Raw genomic sequence first — 15,158 nt, 5'->3', positions numbered from 1 at the left:
TGAAATCGCGTGCAATACCCATTTTTTGGGATTTTAGTTAAGAAAACATCAATAGTTGAGGGTGGTAATTATCCGACACGATCACATTCGGATGCTCTCTTCTACATCTATTGGCACCTTAGTGGTGTATCCATATACCGCCACTTTAATGTAACCTTTATAGTGAACCTTGATCTCTTTTCCACCAAGCATACTGATGAGTCCATTGAGCAACCCAATATCCCGGATGTTGAATGAAGCTTCAATAGGCACAGTAAAGTAGTCGTTACCAGCAATCTTCAGTTTCATGTCCTGGTCGATCACTCCAACAATCCGGTCATCTACCTCGATATCCACTACCACTTGTTTGAGTTTGATGCTTTGGTCGTTGGGGTTGTAAAACTTAGCTCCAGCACTTAAAATGGCTTCTTTGCTGGTGACTTTGGAAACTTCTATGTGTTGCATTCCAATGAACTCCGGTTCCTGCTCCGGTTTTCCACATTGAGAGAATAGAAGTACAACAATCAAAAGGGAAGGAATGAATAGCTTCATAGGTGCGAATCTAGATAAACTTATAACGCATACGATAGCAGCTATTGTGCCAAGTTGATCTTTGGCAGCTATTTAATTAGTCGTAGCGCTTCTCTCTTGCTTAGACTGTTAAGTTCTGTTGTATTTACGAAGTGTAGAACCCATTCAGGATTGGTCTTGCTGTATTCCCTTAGTATCCACCCAATTGCTTTATTGAGGAAGAATTCTTTGGTGTCTTTTAGTCGTTGGATGGTTTTGGTAAGTCTTTCCGTGTCTAAATCATTCCTCCATTTCAATTGGTATAAAATGGCACAGCGTTGGAGCCAGATATTCTCAGATTGAAGCCACTTTTCTGTCCGGACAGGTAGTTGGTCCGGGTACTTTTTAAAGTAAGGTCCCATCAAGTTAGTAGCGATGAAGTCTACCGTATCCCACCACGATTTGTGCACGGTCATGTACTCGAAAAGGTTGATGCAGCTAGCGTCTAATCGTCGCACATACTTGGAACTAAGATCCAATCCAAATGCCTGAAACTCACGTTCTGGTTGATTCCAAAGTGACTGGATGATTTCTGTTAACTCAGATTGCTCAGATAGATTATCCTTTGTTAGGAATGGTTTGGTTATTTCTCGCCTGATGGGTGATTTGATGCCAAAGTGTTCGAACTTGTTTTTTAGGTAAGCCTGCTGTTGTGATGCCACCGAAGCATTGGCATTCTCAGTGAAAACCTTCCTTAGTTCAGCTAAATCGTTCATTAAACCATTAACTGCTCGAAGAATCCTCCAATATTCTTTTCTCTGTCCACAAAATGAATTTCAAGAATCCAGTGACGTTTGTTGCCTGCTGCATCCTTGGCCATCATATCATTGTGGTTCTCCGGATGCACATACAATGGAAAATTGGCTGCTTCTATCCGCTCATGCGGGAACTTACCAATCAGATGACCGCCTATTTCTCCTCCAAACTCCCAACCAAGTCGCTCGGCTAAGATCTTGAGGTATTTGTAGAATTCAGCACCCGTGATGTAGGTGTGCTGAAGGTACCATTCCTGAGCTTCATACCACGCATCTTCAATGTCTTGCTGCAATGACAGTTTGGAAGGATCATCACCGAGGACATAAGTACGTCCAAAATCAGCTTCATAATCATCGAATATTGGCCCAAAATCAAGGAATAAGATATCATCATCCTTAACAGTCAGATTGGGCGGGTTTTCTGCATAGGGAAGAAGTGTGTTTTCGCCAGCACGAACGATGCGTTTGTGCCAATACTTATCAATACCGAAGAGCTCTTTCGCAAGGTTATAGATTTCGGTGTTGATGGTGCTCTCTGTCTTACCTGGAGCAATGATCTGCTGTTCTTCTATGGCGGTAAAAAGTTGCAGTGCTCTCTGCTCTGCCGCTTCCAGTCTGGCTTTCACGTCGGACGTATATTCTTGTGACATAAATCTGGAGATGAAGATAAGTCAAAAGATGATTAGGTGGAGGTATTTCTAGATTAACCATTCATTATTTCAGACTAAGTGGTAGAAGGGTTCGCTGAAACCAAAAGCACTACTATTCTAAACAGCTAACCTGCGGGTTTAATAGGGTGTTAATTCGATAACGAATGGTGTTACAGAGGTCATTGTTGCAATTCAGAGGATCTTGTCATTATTATTGTAGCACAAAGATTAACCAATACCGCTATGTTAAAGAACTTGCTAAAGTTATTCTGTATTTCACTGATGCTCATATCTTGTCAGTCAAAGACAGATTATCTTGAATTGATAAGTAATGAGAATCACCTCATCAGCTATCAGCTGACTGATAGTAATTTGCTACTAAAGCTTGATATGATTGGTGATGAGACAAACAATCTGGATGGTCAATGGCCAAAAATGGATTTTTATACCATTTGGGTTGACTATAATCACAATGGTCAAGCGGATTCATTGATTGACAGGTCTTTTAGCCCACATACGGCTGGTGCTGCTTATACCGTTTGTAAATCACTCATGTTGGATGGTGGTCATGTCATGACGCCCTGTAAATTCTATTTTGGAGCGTCGTGTTCCAAATCATTTAAGGCGACCAAATCAAATGAAGAACCGCATGTCGTTTTTGAAATGACTATACCAAGATCGGAACTTTCCATGAGCGGTGAATCTATTGTTCTGGTCATTGATATAATAGATGGAGATGGGCAACGCTATACATATCCCAATTTCACTTATACTAACCCGTTTGAAGGGGTGTTGCAAATTGATTCTTCTAAGGAGGGTTAATAAAAAACCACTTCCCATTTGAGAAGTGGTTTTGCGTCTTAATACATTCATTTAGCTCCCTATAAGGAGTGGTAAACGAAATGAGTGACTCTCTATTTCGCTTCCCTTTAGGGATGCCCGATCAAGGGCAGGGTAAAAGCGAAAGGTTCAATTAAACCACCACATTCACAATCTTCTTCGGCACCACAATTACTTTCTTCGGAGCCTTGCCTTCCGTCCATTTCTGGACATTCTCATGTGCCAGCGCTTGCTCTTCGATTTCCTTCGGATTCAGGTCAGCTCCAAGCTGAAGTTTTGCTCGCATCTTGCCATTGACCATGATAGGATACTCAATGGTGTCTTCCACCAAGTAATTTGCATCAAAGGCAGGGAAAGTAGCGTCACATACTGTACTCTCATTACCCAACGCATGCCACAGCTCTTCCGCCAGGTGAGGCGCATAAGGTGCTAAGGCAATCGTCATTGGTTCTAATACTTCTTTCTTATTGCATTTTAGTGCCTGAAGTTCATTCACCGCAATCATGAAGTTACTCACCGAAGTGTTGAGTGAAAGTCTATCAACATCTTCTTCAATCTTCTTAATCAAGCCATGAAGTACTTTCATTTCGTCTTTTGTGGCCTTCTCATCACTTACATCGAAGTTATCAGACTTGTCATGAAACAATCCCCAGAACTTGCGTAAGAACTTGTAAACTCCTTCAATACCGTTTGTATTCCACGGCTTGCTCTGTTCGATTGGTCCAAGGAACATCTCGTACATTCTCAATGTGTCCGCACCGTACTTCTCTACCAGATCATCTGGATTCACTACGTTGTACTTGGACTTAGACATTTTCTCAGACTCCGGTTTACAAAGCACGATTTCATCAAGAACTTCATACTCTGCAAAGTGAGGCATCAACTTTTTGAGTTTGTCAAAATCTAAGTGATATTCAAATTTATTATCACCAACTTTCACTTCATTGACTGCACTAATGTCTATTCTACTCTGTCGGAATACATTAGCCAAATCACCTTGATCATATTTCGCAAGTATTTTAGCTTCTGAGTCTCTATTCTTATAATCCTTTTCTGATGAAATAAACTTTTTAGTTCCTTCTGTTGTGCTATAAATCGTCTCACAGATAAACATTGATGTTCCTGTGATCATTCCCTGGTTGACCAGTTTCTTCGCATATTCATCTACTTTGATGAAGCCAAGGTCATACAAGAACTTGGTCCAGAAACGTGAGTAGAGTAGGTGACCGGTTGCATGCTCACTACCTCCCAGGTAGAAGTCGACTTGCTGCCAGTAGTCTAAAGCCTCTTTAGAAGCAAACTCGCGATCATTGTTCGGATCCATGTAGCGGAAGAAATACCAGCTAGATCCAGCCCAGCCAGGCATGGTGGTCAACTCGTAAGGAGCACCATCAGCTGTTTTCCAATCCTCAGCACGTCCTAGTGGCGGCTCACCATCTTCTGTAGGCAAGTATTTGTCTACTTCTGGAAGCTCCAATGGCAACTCATCGTCTTCCAACAAGTATGGAACACCATTTTTGAAGTACACCGGAATCGGCTCACCCCAATAGCGCTGACGACCAAAGATCGCATCACGCATTCTGTAGTTGACCTTAGGAGTTCCTAAGCCTTTTTCTACAATGTATTCGTTGGCTTTTTGGATCGCATCCAAAGGAGATAATCCATCCAAAATACCCGAGTTGACCATTTTACCTTCTTTGGTTGGGTCAGCTTCGGTATCGGTTATATTTTGTTGATCAATGACCTGAACGATCGGCAAGTCAAAATGCTTGGCAAAGTCAAAGTCTCTCTGGTCACCGCTTGGTACAGCCATTACCGCACCCGTACCGTATCCTGCCAATACATAATCAGCGATATAAACCGGTACTTTCTCACCTGAGAAAGGATTCAATACATAGCTTCCTGTGAATACGCCAGAAACGGTCTTCACGTCGCTCATACGCTCACGTTCCGATCTGTTTTTAGCTACTTCCACATAAGCTTCCACTTCAGCTCTCTGCTCATCGGTAGTGATTTCTTTAACGATATCCGCTTCAGGTGCCAATACCATGAACGTCACTCCGTAAATAGTATCAATACGCGTGGTGAATACGGTGATTTTCTTGACCTCATCCCCCGACCCCTTCTCCTCAAGAGAAGGGGAGGTCGAATCTATTTTTATTAGACGATCTTTAATTCTATGGATAACCTTTTCAATATTCTCGTCTACCTCTTCATTTCTTATCACCATCACCTCAAAGCCTAAATACTCAAGCAACTCTTTCCTTGCCGCATCAAATTCTTTTTGCTCTTCAGTGTCATGATATCCGCCATCTACCTCAATAATTAATTTTTCCCGAAGGAATACGAAATCAACTATAAAATCATCAATGGGATGCTGCCTTCTGACTTTATACCCTAATTGCTTATTACGAAGTTTTTGCCACAATGCATCTTCCTGATCGGTTGGGTTCTTCCTGTTGTTTCGGGCATATTCTATTAAGGTTTTAGCCATTTTCGGGTTGCCCGTTTTCCAAGCCTCTGCTAAGCCCCTCTCCTCAGGAGAGGGGTTTGGGGAGAGGACCTTGAAATCCACCTCAGCTCCAAAGGACTTACCAATCCAGTTGCGCTGCATGTCTTTGATCGGCTCTGGCCAATCTACTTTATCCAAATCTTCAGACAAGCGATCAGCATACGCAGTGATTCGCATGCTCCATTGTGGCATGGTTTTCTTGATTACCGGGTGACCACCACGCTCAGAGAATCCGTCTTTTACTTCATCGTTCGACAAAACCGTACCCAAAGCAGGACACCAGTTCACGGTTGTCTCTGCAATGAATGTCAAACGGTATTTCAATAGCATCTTTTGCTGCTCTTCTTCAGACCAGCTGTTCCAGTCCTCAGCAGAGAAAGCAGGAGTATCTTCATCACAAACCGCATTGACAGTAGCATTGCCATCTTTGGCGAAAACCGCAATCAAGGTGTCGATGTGTTCAGCTTTGTCAGCTTCTTTGTTGTACCAGCTATTGAACAACTGCTTGAAGATCCACTGGGTCCATTTATAATAAGAAGGGTCTGAAGTACGCACTTCTCTGGACCAGTCGTAGCTGAATCCAAGATTGGTTAGCTGCTCTTTGTATCGTGCAATGTTGGTCTCTGTGGTGATCGCAGGATGCTGACCTGTCTGGATGGCATATTGCTCGGCCGGCAACCCGAAAGAGTCAAAGCCCATAGGGTGAAGGACATTAAATCCTTTCAATCGCTTGAATCGAGAGACAATATCAGAAGCAATGTAGCCTAGCGGATGCCCGACATGTAAACCTGCTCCAGATGGGTAGGGGAACATGTCCAGTACATAGTATTTTGGTTTGGAAGAATCATTGCTGACTTTGTATGTCTGGTTTTCTTCCCAGTATTGTTGCCACTTTTTCTCTACTTCCTGATGTTTATATTCTGCCATCGATGTAATTGCCGTTTTATAAGGGTGGCAAAGTTATAAGATGCCCTCAAAAAGCGGAGTGAATTGGCGAGGAATTAGTCGGGTCTTTGGACATTTTGTCATTAGTTTCGTGCCTTCAATCAATTCTTAAGTTGTGATCGCAGTTTTCAGGGTTCTTGGTGTTGTAGTTTGGAGTATTCTGATGATTACTTCCTCACTGGTGGTGTTGCTATTTACCTGGAATCCGAAATATTCGGTGCAAATGGCCAGAACCATGTGGGCTCCAGGCGTATTGTGGACTTGTGGAGTACGAACCAGAGTCAAAGGGTTGGAAAACGTGGATCGCAGCAAATCCTACGTACTCGTTTGTAATCACCAGTCTTACATGGACATACCGGTGCTGTTTAGAGGAGTTACTACCAACCTGTACTTTGTCGCCAAGAAGGAGCTAAAGAAGATTCCATTTTTAGGTTGGTATATGATGGCGACCGGGATGATTTTCATCGATCGAAGTAATCGTAACAAGTCTATTGCCAGCTTACAGCGTGCAGCTAAGCTGATTCATAATGGGAAAAGCGTCATCATGTTTCCTGAAGGAACCCGAAGCAAAGATGGGTACCTTGCAGATTTCAAGAAAGGTCCTTTCATGCTGGCCAGACAGGCTGATGTAGAAGTGTTGCCTGTAGGTATATCAGAACCAGAAGGCCACTTTCGACCAGGTGTTTTTAGGAGGTTGACCATTGAATTGAACATAGGTGAACCGATTCCATCGAATGAAATGCCTGTGGTAGAATTAATCCATCGAGCTCATGATCAGGTAGCTATCCTTTCAGATCGCACCAAATCAATAAAGCTTTAGACTTTCAATGCTTCCATGGCTTCTTCAATGTGCCTGGTGGCTTTCATGGCTGAGCTGAAGGAGTAGACGAGTTTGCCGGCCCTGTCAAAGACATAAGTGACTCGGCCTGGCAGTAAACCAAGCAGGTTTCTGGGAACCCCAAATTCCTTTTCTGCCTGTCCGTTACAATCGCTTAGCAATGTGAAATTTAGTCCATACTTATCTGCAAATTTCTTATGTGAACCTACTGTGTCGGAAGATATCCCGACAATGTCAGCACCCATATCTGCAAATTCCTCGTACCGGTCCCTAAAACCACATGCTTCTGCTGTGCAGCCTGGTGTGTCATCTTTTGGATAGAAATAAACTACTAAAGCTTTTTCTCCAACTAGTGAGGGAAGATCGATCAGGTTTCCTTCTTGGTCTTTCAACGAAACGTCGGGGATCAGATCTCCTTTTTGAAGTGTTTTGCCCATAACAAGTTAACCGCTGTGTTATCTCTGTGTTTCCTTGGTTTTAAACAAATGAAGCAGCAAAGGTAGGAGTGTCAGATCAGTTAACAACGCGATTAGTAAAGAAATTGTCATAAACAGGCCTAAATAGTACGTGGCGCCGAATGATGACAGGATGAATAGGAAAAAACCGCTTACAATGATCACCGTTGTGAGTAGTATTGCCTTACCTGCTGATGCATAGGTGTTTATGAGCTTAAAGACTGTGGATTTACAGGTACTTTTTCGATACACCGCTAGAAAATGGATTGTATCATCTACTGCAATGCCAAAGGTCACCGCAAAGATCACTGAAGTGGTTAGTTTTAGTGGAGCTCCAGATAGTCCCATGTATCCGGCCACAGCTATTAATGGGATGATGTTAGGTATCAGGCTGATTAACAAAATCTTAATGGATCTGAAATAAAGGCCGAGTAAAACCGAAATGATCAAGATACCGATAATGAGCCCTTTGATCAGGTTGTAGGATAGCACCTCATGGCTTTTGTCAATGAGGTATGTAGTCCCCGTAAGCCTTGTTGAAAGAACCTGTGTATCTATTTCCTTTTCAATAAACTCTAACAGTAGTTGATTCCTCTTGATGGTCTCGTGAGAACCGTATTCAGGAATAAATGCTGCAATGCGACCATAGCTGTTATTGGCCGAAACTTTTGGTAATTCCTCTCTTTTGAGTAGTCGGGTCAGTGATTTAATGATTCTGTGATGTTGAGCCTTCTCCGGTAGAGTGAAATGACTCGTCAATCCTCCATTATTCATTTGGTTGGTAAACCGAACCAGGGTAACGGGAGAGATCACTCGATTCATACCATATTGATCCTTCAGATAGGTTTCTATTTTGTTTATTTCTCTTATCACCTGATAATCGAAGATTCCCTTGGTGCTATCAGTCGGCCATAGAGCCATTTCCCATGGTTTGGATCCGCCAAGTTGGTTGTCTACCAGGGTGAAGGCATTTCTTACTTCTGAGTCTTCTGGGAGGTCTTTCAGTAAGTATGCATCTGTTTTTACAAGAGATATCCCATAAGCAGCAATTATGATTGACACAATCCAGCAGATTAGAATAGGCTTGTGGTTTCGCAGGTTCCAGATCGCCAGCTTTTTCATAAGTATCTGTTGTGTCTCTGGAGGATAAGTGCGTCGGATCAATAAAGGTCCAAATAAGAAAGTCACAAAAAACGCAATACAAATACCAATGCCGGCGAAAAGGCCAAGTTCTCGGATAGGTAAGGTGTCAATACTCCACAAACTGAAGAAACCTATGGCGGTAGTCAAAGAAGTTAATAATGTGGGGATGAGTACCTTATGTATGGCTTGTTGTAGTCTCGCAACATGGTTTTCACTGGTGATGTTCCTGTATGCATTGATGAGGTGGATACTGTCGGAGGTAGAAACGAACAGAATGACAGGCGGTATTAAGGACCCCAAGACAGAAATAGAAAATCCCATCCAGGACATCAGCCCAAGCAACCAAACCAAGCTGGTAATACTGACCAGATAGGGCATGAGAGCGATCTTGACTGATTTGAATATAAACACCAATAAGACAAAGCTTAGAATCAGCGCTGCAGCCAGAAATAGGACAAAATCGTTTTGAATATAACCGACAAAAGCCTCTTGAGCAATTACCTTTCCCACCAAGTGATAGTCGCTAAAAGTAAAGGAATGGAGAAGTTCATTCAATTGTAACTGCAGAGATCTGGAATCTGCCGGGTTGGTTAGGTGCTCATGATTGATTTGGATCAATAGCGATTTGCCATCTTGACTGATGAAGTTTTTAAAGAACGGATGTTGATTAATTTGAATGCTGTCTGCCTCATATCTAGATGGATTGGACACATGTATGAGTGGAAGGGGAGTCACACCCATCGGGCCCTTTACGGGTAATTGGGCAGTAGCAATAGAAAATACCTGAGTGATGTTGTTAAGGCTTGATACTGAGTTCTCGAATGCTATGACTTCAGATAGAAAAGGCTTATCGAAAATGCTTGATTCTGAGGTGATGACAGCAATCAAGTAATCATTGTCATAGTTGAATTCCGTCAGATGTTGTTCGTAAAATTCAATATCTGGATCTTGAGTTGGGAAGAACCGTTCAAACTCGAAATCAGCTCGGAGAAATGATAACTGATAGCCGAAAAATGAGGTGATGATCACCCAAATGCCAATAACCAGAGCTTTGAAAGAACCCTGTGTTAACTTTTCATAGTACTTATTGAGTATTGTTTTCAGCTTTCTGTTGTTAACTCGTTAATTTAGCCACTCGAACAGTACGGGTTTTAAGTTGCTGTACAAAGTGGTTGAGACCTTGAAACTCTAAAACTATAGAACCCAAAACATAGAACCTAAAGCAATGAAGCAATACCTCGATTTGATGCAACATATCCTTGACCATGGTGTCGATAAGTCTGACAGAACAGGCACAGGAACTCGAAGTGTTTTTGGATATCAGATGAGGTTTGATCTGGCGGAGGGGTTTCCATTAGTTACAACCAAAAAAGTACATCTTAAGTCCATCATTCATGAGTTATTATGGTTTGTTCAGGGAGATACCAATATTCAGTACCTTGTAAAAAATGGTGTGAATATCTGGAACGACTGGCCTTATCAAAGCTACTTAAAGCAAAATGGGTTAGAAGAGCAGTATCCAAAATACAGCGAGGAATGGAAAGCTCACATGAAAGAGTTTGTGGAGCGCGTAAAGGCTGATGATACATTTGCCAAACAATATGGAGAGTTAGGTCCGGTATATGGCCACCAGTGGAGGAATTTTGAAGGTGTAGATCAGATTTCTGGTTTGATAGCGGATATTAAAAACAAGCCCGACTCCAGAAGACTAATTGTGTCAGCCTGGAATCCTAAAGACATTCCAGTAATGGCCAAGTCAGGTTTGCCTCCATGTCACTCATTGTTCCAGTTTTATGTGGCTGATGGCAAGCTATCTTGTCAGCTGTATCAGCGTAGTGCAGATGTTTTTCTGGGCGTTCCTTTCAATATCGCTTCTTACGCGTTGTTGACGATGATGGTAGCTCAGGTTTGTGATCTTGGACTGGGAGATTTTGTACATACATTTGGAGATGCGCATATCTACAGCAATCATTTTGAGCAAGCTCATTTACAGCTCTCACGTGAGCCAAGAACATTGCCGGACATGAAAATCAATCCTGAAGTTAAGGACATTTTTGCCTTCCGTTTTGAGGACTTCACCCTGGAAAATTATGATCCTCATCCGGGAATTAAAGCTGTTGTAGCCGTTTAAGCGAATATTAGAATGATATTCGTCATTTTTTGTATCGCATTCACCCAAAATCCGTTAATACCCCAGTAATGTCAGAAAGAAGTAGTGTTTTTGATATGATCGGTCCAGTGATGATCGGTCCCTCGAGCTCTCATACCGCCGGAGTGGTGCGTATTGGTCGCGTAGCTCGAAAAATCCTGAAAGGCACTCCCAAAAAAGCAGTCATCACTTTTTACAATTCCTTTGCGCAAACCTATGAAGGTCATGGCAGCAACCGGGCTATTCTTGGTGGGCTGTTGGATTATCACACTGATGATGACCGGATAAAAGATTCCCTCCAACAAGCCGAAAAAGCTGGTTTGGAGTACAAATTTAGATCAGTTGGAAATGCCAACACACTGCATCCGAACACAGTGAGACTAGAACTGACAGCTCCTGATGATACTCAGGCGGTAGTAATTGGAGAGAGCAGAGGTGGAGGGGTGATTCGAATTAGAGAAGTCAACGGTTTTGATTGTAATTTTACCGCCAGTTCACATACACTCATTGTCTATGCAAATGACCAAAAAGGTAGTATTGCATTCATTTCTGATGTTTTATCTCATGATGATTGTAACATTGCAACGATGACCGTGTCTAGAAAAGGGAAAAACGATCTGGCATGCCTTGTGTTCGAGATGGATTCAGGGATCAAACCAATCACTTTAGAATATATTAAGGAACTAAACTGGGTAAAGAACGTACTATATATCCCAGATATTGATCAATAACTTAAATTATGAAAAAGCTAATCCTAACCTTGCTGTTGGCTGTTTTCATGGGATTTCAAACTTACGCTCAGGATTCATTGAATGTATTGGACCTGCAGCAATGTATTGATATCGCCATTGAGAATAACCTGTCAGTACGTAGAAGCAATTTACAAAAGGAACGCGCTCGTGTTACTTACAATCAATCGAGAGCAGAGATGCTTCCAAGCTTGAATGTAGGTGGTAACTATGGTTACAACTGGGGGCGATCAATCGACCCGACTTCCAACGATTTCATTACCCAGCAGATCAATTTTTCTGGAATCAACGGTAATGCTAATGTCACGTTATTCAACTGGTTTAGAATCACCAATACAGTAAAGCAAAACCGACTTGGGTTAGAGTCTGCTGAATATGACGTAGACAAAGCAGTCAACGATATTTCCATCAATATTGTAACCTTCTACCTCAATGTCATACTAAATAGAGAGCTGGTAGAAAATGCCCGCTATCAATTGGAGTCTAGTCAGGAACAGTTATCCAGAACCAAGAAACTGGTTGCTGGAGGAGCCTTGCCTAGAACCAATGAGCTAGAGCTTATGTCTCAGGTAGCGACCAATGAAGTGAATCTTGTCAATGCTGAAAACAACCTAAACCTGGCATTGCTCAATTTGAAGCAAGCCATGCTGCTGCCAGTTGCTGAAGAAATTGAGTTGGTGGTGCCTGATTTAGAACTGACTGGGGGCCCAGACATGCTCACCACATCTGAAGAGGTATTTCAGTCTGCTCTGGAAGCTATGCCTGAGATCAGAAGTGCCGAACTTCAGGTGGAGCAAGCTGCCATGGGGGTAAAGGTGGCTGAAGCTGGATACGCACCTACATTGTCACTGAATGGTAGTTTTAGAACTAACTACTCTGATGCTTTCAAAACGTTCAATCTCAATGAAGAGAATCCTTACACCATCAACAGAGATTCAAATGGCGATATCATCACCAACCCTACACTTTACGTGACATCAGGTGGCACGGCAGTTGAAGAAATATCTGTTACCGCAAATGGTACCCGAGAGACGGTGAGTTTCAGCGATCAGCTAGACCAAAACCTGAGCCGGTCACTTAGTTTGAACCTGAATATTCCGATATTCAATAACCTTCGTGCAAATGCAGGCGTTCAAAATGCCAAAATCAACCTTCAGCAAGCCGAAATAGCTGTTTTAGAACAGAAAAACACCTTGAGACAAATCATTGAGCAAGCCTACAATGATGCGTTTGCAGCTTCTAAAACCTATGCAGCTTCTCAGCGACAAGTAGAAGCATTGGAAGAAACATTTAGATCCATTGAAAATCAATACAATCTTGGTGCTGCCAATTTCACTGACTACCAGGTTGCTTCGAACAATTTGTTCAGAGCAAAATCTGATTTGGTACGTGCCAAGTATGATTTCATTTTTAAAACCAAAGTTCTTGATTTTTACCAAGGCAAAAACCTAACATTCTAACCTAATGGCCAAAAAGAAAAAATCGTCAAACAAGATATTATATATTCTAGGTGGGGTCGTAGTGGCTCTTATACTATTCGCAATCATCGGTAAGTCCCAAGGATGGGTGGGCCAGAAGCGTGCCATCCAGGTAGAAAGTGCTAAAGCCGAAAAAGCTACGATCGTTGAAAAGGTATCGGCTTCAGGGGCTGTACAGCCTGTGGTGGAAGTGAAAATAAGCCCGGAGGTTCCAGGTGAAATCATTCGCATGGAAATCGAGGAAGGTGATTCGGTTTCTAAAGGAGACTTTTTGTTAAAAATCCGTCCAGATAATTTCGAGTCCGCCCTGCAGCGTGTAGAAGCGAACTATAATCAGCAGCGAGCTAATTATGAGGATGCTAAAGCCAGAGAGGCCAGAGCACAAGCTACTTTCAAAAGGAGTGAATTGGATTATGAAAGACAAAAGAAGCTTTATGAAGAAAAAGTGATTTCTGATGCTGATTTTCAACAAGTAGAAGCCAACTACAATATAGCCAAGCAGGACTTAAAGTCGGCTCAGCAGAATGTACAGGCGGCTCAATTTGTTGTTGAAAGTGCCAAGGCCTCAGTAGATGAAGCACGCGAAAACTTACGACTTACGGAGATCACCGCACCCATGACAGGTATTGTTTCTAAGCTGGATGTAGAAGAGGGCGAGACTGTAGTAGGTACTTCTCAGATGCAAGGAACTGAGATGCTTCGAATCGCTGATCTGTCCAATATGGAAGTACGTGTGGATGTGAATGAGAATGACATCATTCGGATAAGTAATGGAGATACCGCGATTATAGACGTGGATTCTTATTCTTACATGGATAAGACGTTCAAAGGTGTGGTAACACAGATTGCCAATACGGCAAACGACAAGGCTTCTTCAGATGCGGTTACTGAATTTGAGGTGCGTATTAAAATTCTTAATTCTTCTTATCAGGACCTGATCAAAGAAAAAGGACTAAAATATCCATTCAGACCGGGTATGACGGCCAGTGTTGACATCCTTACAGAAACAAAATCAAATATTTTGACCGTACCACTATCGGCGGTGACTACCAGACCAAAGAAAGATGCCAAGCCACAAGGCGGTGAGCAAGCTGGTCCTGCTAATGATGATGACTCTGAGCAGACCCTTGCTAGTGACGAACTAGATGAGGTCGTTTTCAAATTAGTAGATGGAAAAGCTGTTAAAACGATCGTGAAAACGGGTATAAGTGACTTTGAGCGAATTGAAGTAACCGATGGAGTAGCTGAAGGTGATGTGATTATTTCCGGTCCATTCCTGGCAGTTTCCAAAAGATTAAAAGATGGAGACGATGTGGAAGTGCAGGGTGGAGAGAAAAAAGAGGAAGCTCAGCCTGCTGAATCATCTGACGAAGATTAAAATTTGATTATTCAACTGTTGAAAGGGGCTAGCGGCCCCTTTTTTTATGAACCTCAATATTAACCTTTTTCAGTCTGTACAAACAGCATTAGTTAAGCTTTTAGCAGTCATTGGTCTTTTAGTACTTGCTATAGTAGTTATTTCTTTGAATGGAGAGGTGGCAGGTTATGTGCTCTCCGGTTTCATTTTACTAGTTGGCTTTTGGGTGGTGTTTTTTACACGTTTGTTGGAATTTTATAAGATTCAGGTGGTTAAGCTCGAAAATGACGCTATTGCTCTTGGAAAAACGGAAATCAAATGGAAAGATATCTGCTGGTACCGATTAGAAATGACCAATGCCCCGTCATTTCATTGGGTCATTGCAGATGGTAAAAGGCGTATTTCTCTACACAGACATATCAAAGATCACTCAATAGAATGGGTGCAGCTAGAAAATATACTTCGAAGCAGGCTCAATGAATTACAGATACCGTCTAAAAGCCCAATGGATAATACACCAGTAAAAGTAGTTGTGGGTGTCTTGGTTTCTGGATATCTATTTATCCCAATCCTAATGGCACTTATGGAATTGCCTTTCGACCAATATCGGTGCCTGATATTCTATATATTTCTCACCCTTCCTTTTATTGTATTAGTTCCATTGGATATCAATCGACACAGGAAGATTGGGAGAGTTCCTTATGAGAGCTGATTGTTTGATTCAAGCATCATCTGATC

Annotated in this window: 13 protein-coding genes; 7 read left to right on the top strand and 6 right to left on the bottom strand. The window is 42.2% G+C overall.

Going from position 1 to position 15,158, the window contains the following annotated elements; all coding sequences use genetic code 11:
- Window positions 1–81: 81 nt before the first annotated feature.
- From ACO067_RS00170 to ACO067_RS00160, 3 genes are all read right to left on the bottom strand, one after another.
- Entirely contained in the window at window positions 82–531 is a 450-nt protein-coding gene (locus ACO067_RS00170; RefSeq protein ID WP_421868954.1) for an LEA type 2 family protein, read from the bottom strand.
- 68 nt (window positions 532–599) lie between these two features.
- On the bottom strand, window positions 600–1,265 hold the full coding sequence (locus ACO067_RS00165) for a DNA alkylation repair protein (RefSeq protein WP_421868950.1): 666 nt from the start codon (window positions 1,263–1,265) through the stop codon (window positions 600–602).
- On the bottom strand, window positions 1,265–1,954 hold the full coding sequence (locus ACO067_RS00160; protein WP_421868947.1) for a M24 family metallopeptidase: 690 nt from the start codon (window positions 1,952–1,954) through the stop codon (window positions 1,265–1,267). Before ACO067_RS00160 ends, ACO067_RS00165 begins: the two co-directional genes overlap by 1 nt.
- A gap of 243 nt (window positions 1,955–2,197) precedes the next feature.
- Here ACO067_RS00160 and ACO067_RS00155 point away from each other — a divergent pair, with 243 nt between their 5' ends.
- Window positions 2,198–2,776: a hypothetical protein gene (locus ACO067_RS00155; protein WP_421868944.1), complete on the top strand. Its 579-nt coding sequence runs from the start codon at window positions 2,198–2,200 to the stop codon at window positions 2,774–2,776.
- Window positions 2,777–2,927: 151 nt separating this feature from the next.
- On the opposite strand, the gene ACO067_RS00150 is transcribed toward ACO067_RS00155, so the two are convergent.
- On the bottom strand, window positions 2,928–6,233 hold the full coding sequence (locus ACO067_RS00150) for a leucine--tRNA ligase (RefSeq protein WP_421868941.1): 3,306 nt from the start codon (window positions 6,231–6,233) through the stop codon (window positions 2,928–2,930).
- A 133-nt stretch (window positions 6,234–6,366) separates the two neighbouring features.
- Between ACO067_RS00150 and ACO067_RS00145 the strand changes: the two genes are divergently transcribed.
- A complete protein-coding gene (locus ACO067_RS00145) occupies window positions 6,367–7,071 on the top strand; it encodes a lysophospholipid acyltransferase family protein (protein ID WP_421868938.1) in 705 nt (234 codons plus the stop codon).
- Here the strand turns inward: ACO067_RS00145 and ACO067_RS00140 are convergent.
- Both ACO067_RS00140 and ACO067_RS00135 read right to left on the bottom strand, forming a co-directional pair.
- Complete coding sequence (locus ACO067_RS00140; protein WP_421868935.1) at window positions 7,068–7,526, bottom strand: peroxiredoxin; 459 nt, start codon at window positions 7,524–7,526, stop codon at window positions 7,068–7,070. The genes ACO067_RS00145 and ACO067_RS00140 overlap by 4 nt on opposite strands.
- A gap of 18 nt (window positions 7,527–7,544) precedes the next feature.
- On the bottom strand, window positions 7,545–9,716 hold the full coding sequence (locus ACO067_RS00135) for an efflux RND transporter permease subunit (RefSeq protein ID WP_421868932.1): 2,172 nt from the start codon (window positions 9,714–9,716) through the stop codon (window positions 7,545–7,547).
- Between the two features lie 196 nt (window positions 9,717–9,912).
- Between ACO067_RS00135 and thyA the strand changes: the two genes are divergently transcribed.
- The 5 genes from thyA (at window position 9,913) to ACO067_RS00110 (ending at window position 15,132) form a co-directional block, all read left to right on the top strand.
- Window positions 9,913–10,818 carry a thymidylate synthase gene (gene thyA / locus ACO067_RS00130; RefSeq protein WP_421868929.1) on the top strand — a complete coding sequence of 302 codons (906 nt, stop codon included), beginning with the start codon at window positions 9,913–9,915 and terminating at the stop codon, window positions 10,816–10,818.
- A gap of 68 nt (window positions 10,819–10,886) precedes the next feature.
- Window positions 10,887–11,567, top strand: coding sequence for an L-serine ammonia-lyase, iron-sulfur-dependent subunit beta (sdaAB, locus tag ACO067_RS00125; protein ID WP_421868926.1), 681 nt, complete (start codon window positions 10,887–10,889; stop codon window positions 11,565–11,567).
- A gap of 8 nt (window positions 11,568–11,575) precedes the next feature.
- Window positions 11,576–13,045 (top strand): TolC family protein, encoded by a 1,470-nt coding sequence (locus ACO067_RS00120; protein WP_421868923.1) that lies wholly within the window; start codon window positions 11,576–11,578, stop codon window positions 13,043–13,045.
- A 4-nt stretch (window positions 13,046–13,049) separates the two neighbouring features.
- Window positions 13,050–14,441, top strand: a complete 1,392-nt coding sequence (locus tag ACO067_RS00115) for an efflux RND transporter periplasmic adaptor subunit (protein WP_421868920.1) — start codon at window positions 13,050–13,052, stop codon at window positions 14,439–14,441.
- A 46-nt stretch (window positions 14,442–14,487) separates the two neighbouring features.
- Window positions 14,488–15,132 carry a hypothetical protein gene (locus ACO067_RS00110; protein WP_421868917.1) on the top strand — a complete coding sequence of 215 codons (645 nt, stop codon included), beginning with the start codon at window positions 14,488–14,490 and terminating at the stop codon, window positions 15,130–15,132.
- Window positions 15,133–15,158 lie beyond the last annotated feature (26 nt).

This window comes from Marinoscillum sp. (assembly GCF_965229915.1).
In the GTDB taxonomy this organism is placed as follows: Bacteria; Bacteroidota; Bacteroidia; order Cytophagales; family Cyclobacteriaceae; genus Marinoscillum.
This window is presented reverse-complemented; position numbering and strand designations above follow the sequence as displayed.

What these genes read in the sequence shown, in the direction of transcription:
- ACO067_RS00140 (WP_421868935.1), bottom strand. Translation starts at nt 7,526, where the DNA reads ATGGGCAAAACACTTCAAAAAGGAGATCTGATCCCCGACGTTTCGTTG.
- sdaAB (WP_421868926.1), top strand. Translation starts at nt 10,887, where the DNA reads ATGTCAGAAAGAAGTAGTGTTTTTGATATGATCGGTCCAGTGATGATC.
- ACO067_RS00155 (WP_421868944.1), top strand. Translation starts at nt 2,198, where the DNA reads ATGTTAAAGAACTTGCTAAAGTTATTCTGTATTTCACTGATGCTCATA.
- ACO067_RS00160 (WP_421868947.1), bottom strand. Translation starts at nt 1,954, where the DNA reads ATGTCACAAGAATATACGTCCGACGTGAAAGCCAGACTGGAAGCGGCA.
- ACO067_RS00170 (WP_421868954.1), bottom strand. Translation starts at nt 531, where the DNA reads ATGAAGCTATTCATTCCTTCCCTTTTGATTGTTGTACTTCTATTCTCT.
- ACO067_RS00115 (WP_421868920.1), top strand. Translation starts at nt 13,050, where the DNA reads ATGGCCAAAAAGAAAAAATCGTCAAACAAGATATTATATATTCTAGGT.
- ACO067_RS00165 (WP_421868950.1), bottom strand. Translation starts at nt 1,265, where the DNA reads ATGAACGATTTAGCTGAACTAAGGAAGGTTTTCACTGAGAATGCCAAT.
- thyA (WP_421868929.1), top strand. Translation starts at nt 9,913, where the DNA reads ATGAAGCAATACCTCGATTTGATGCAACATATCCTTGACCATGGTGTC.
- ACO067_RS00120 (WP_421868923.1), top strand. Translation starts at nt 11,576, where the DNA reads ATGAAAAAGCTAATCCTAACCTTGCTGTTGGCTGTTTTCATGGGATTT.
- ACO067_RS00110 (WP_421868917.1), top strand. Translation starts at nt 14,488, where the DNA reads ATGAACCTCAATATTAACCTTTTTCAGTCTGTACAAACAGCATTAGTT.
- ACO067_RS00150 (WP_421868941.1), bottom strand. Translation starts at nt 6,233, where the DNA reads ATGGCAGAATATAAACATCAGGAAGTAGAGAAAAAGTGGCAACAATAC.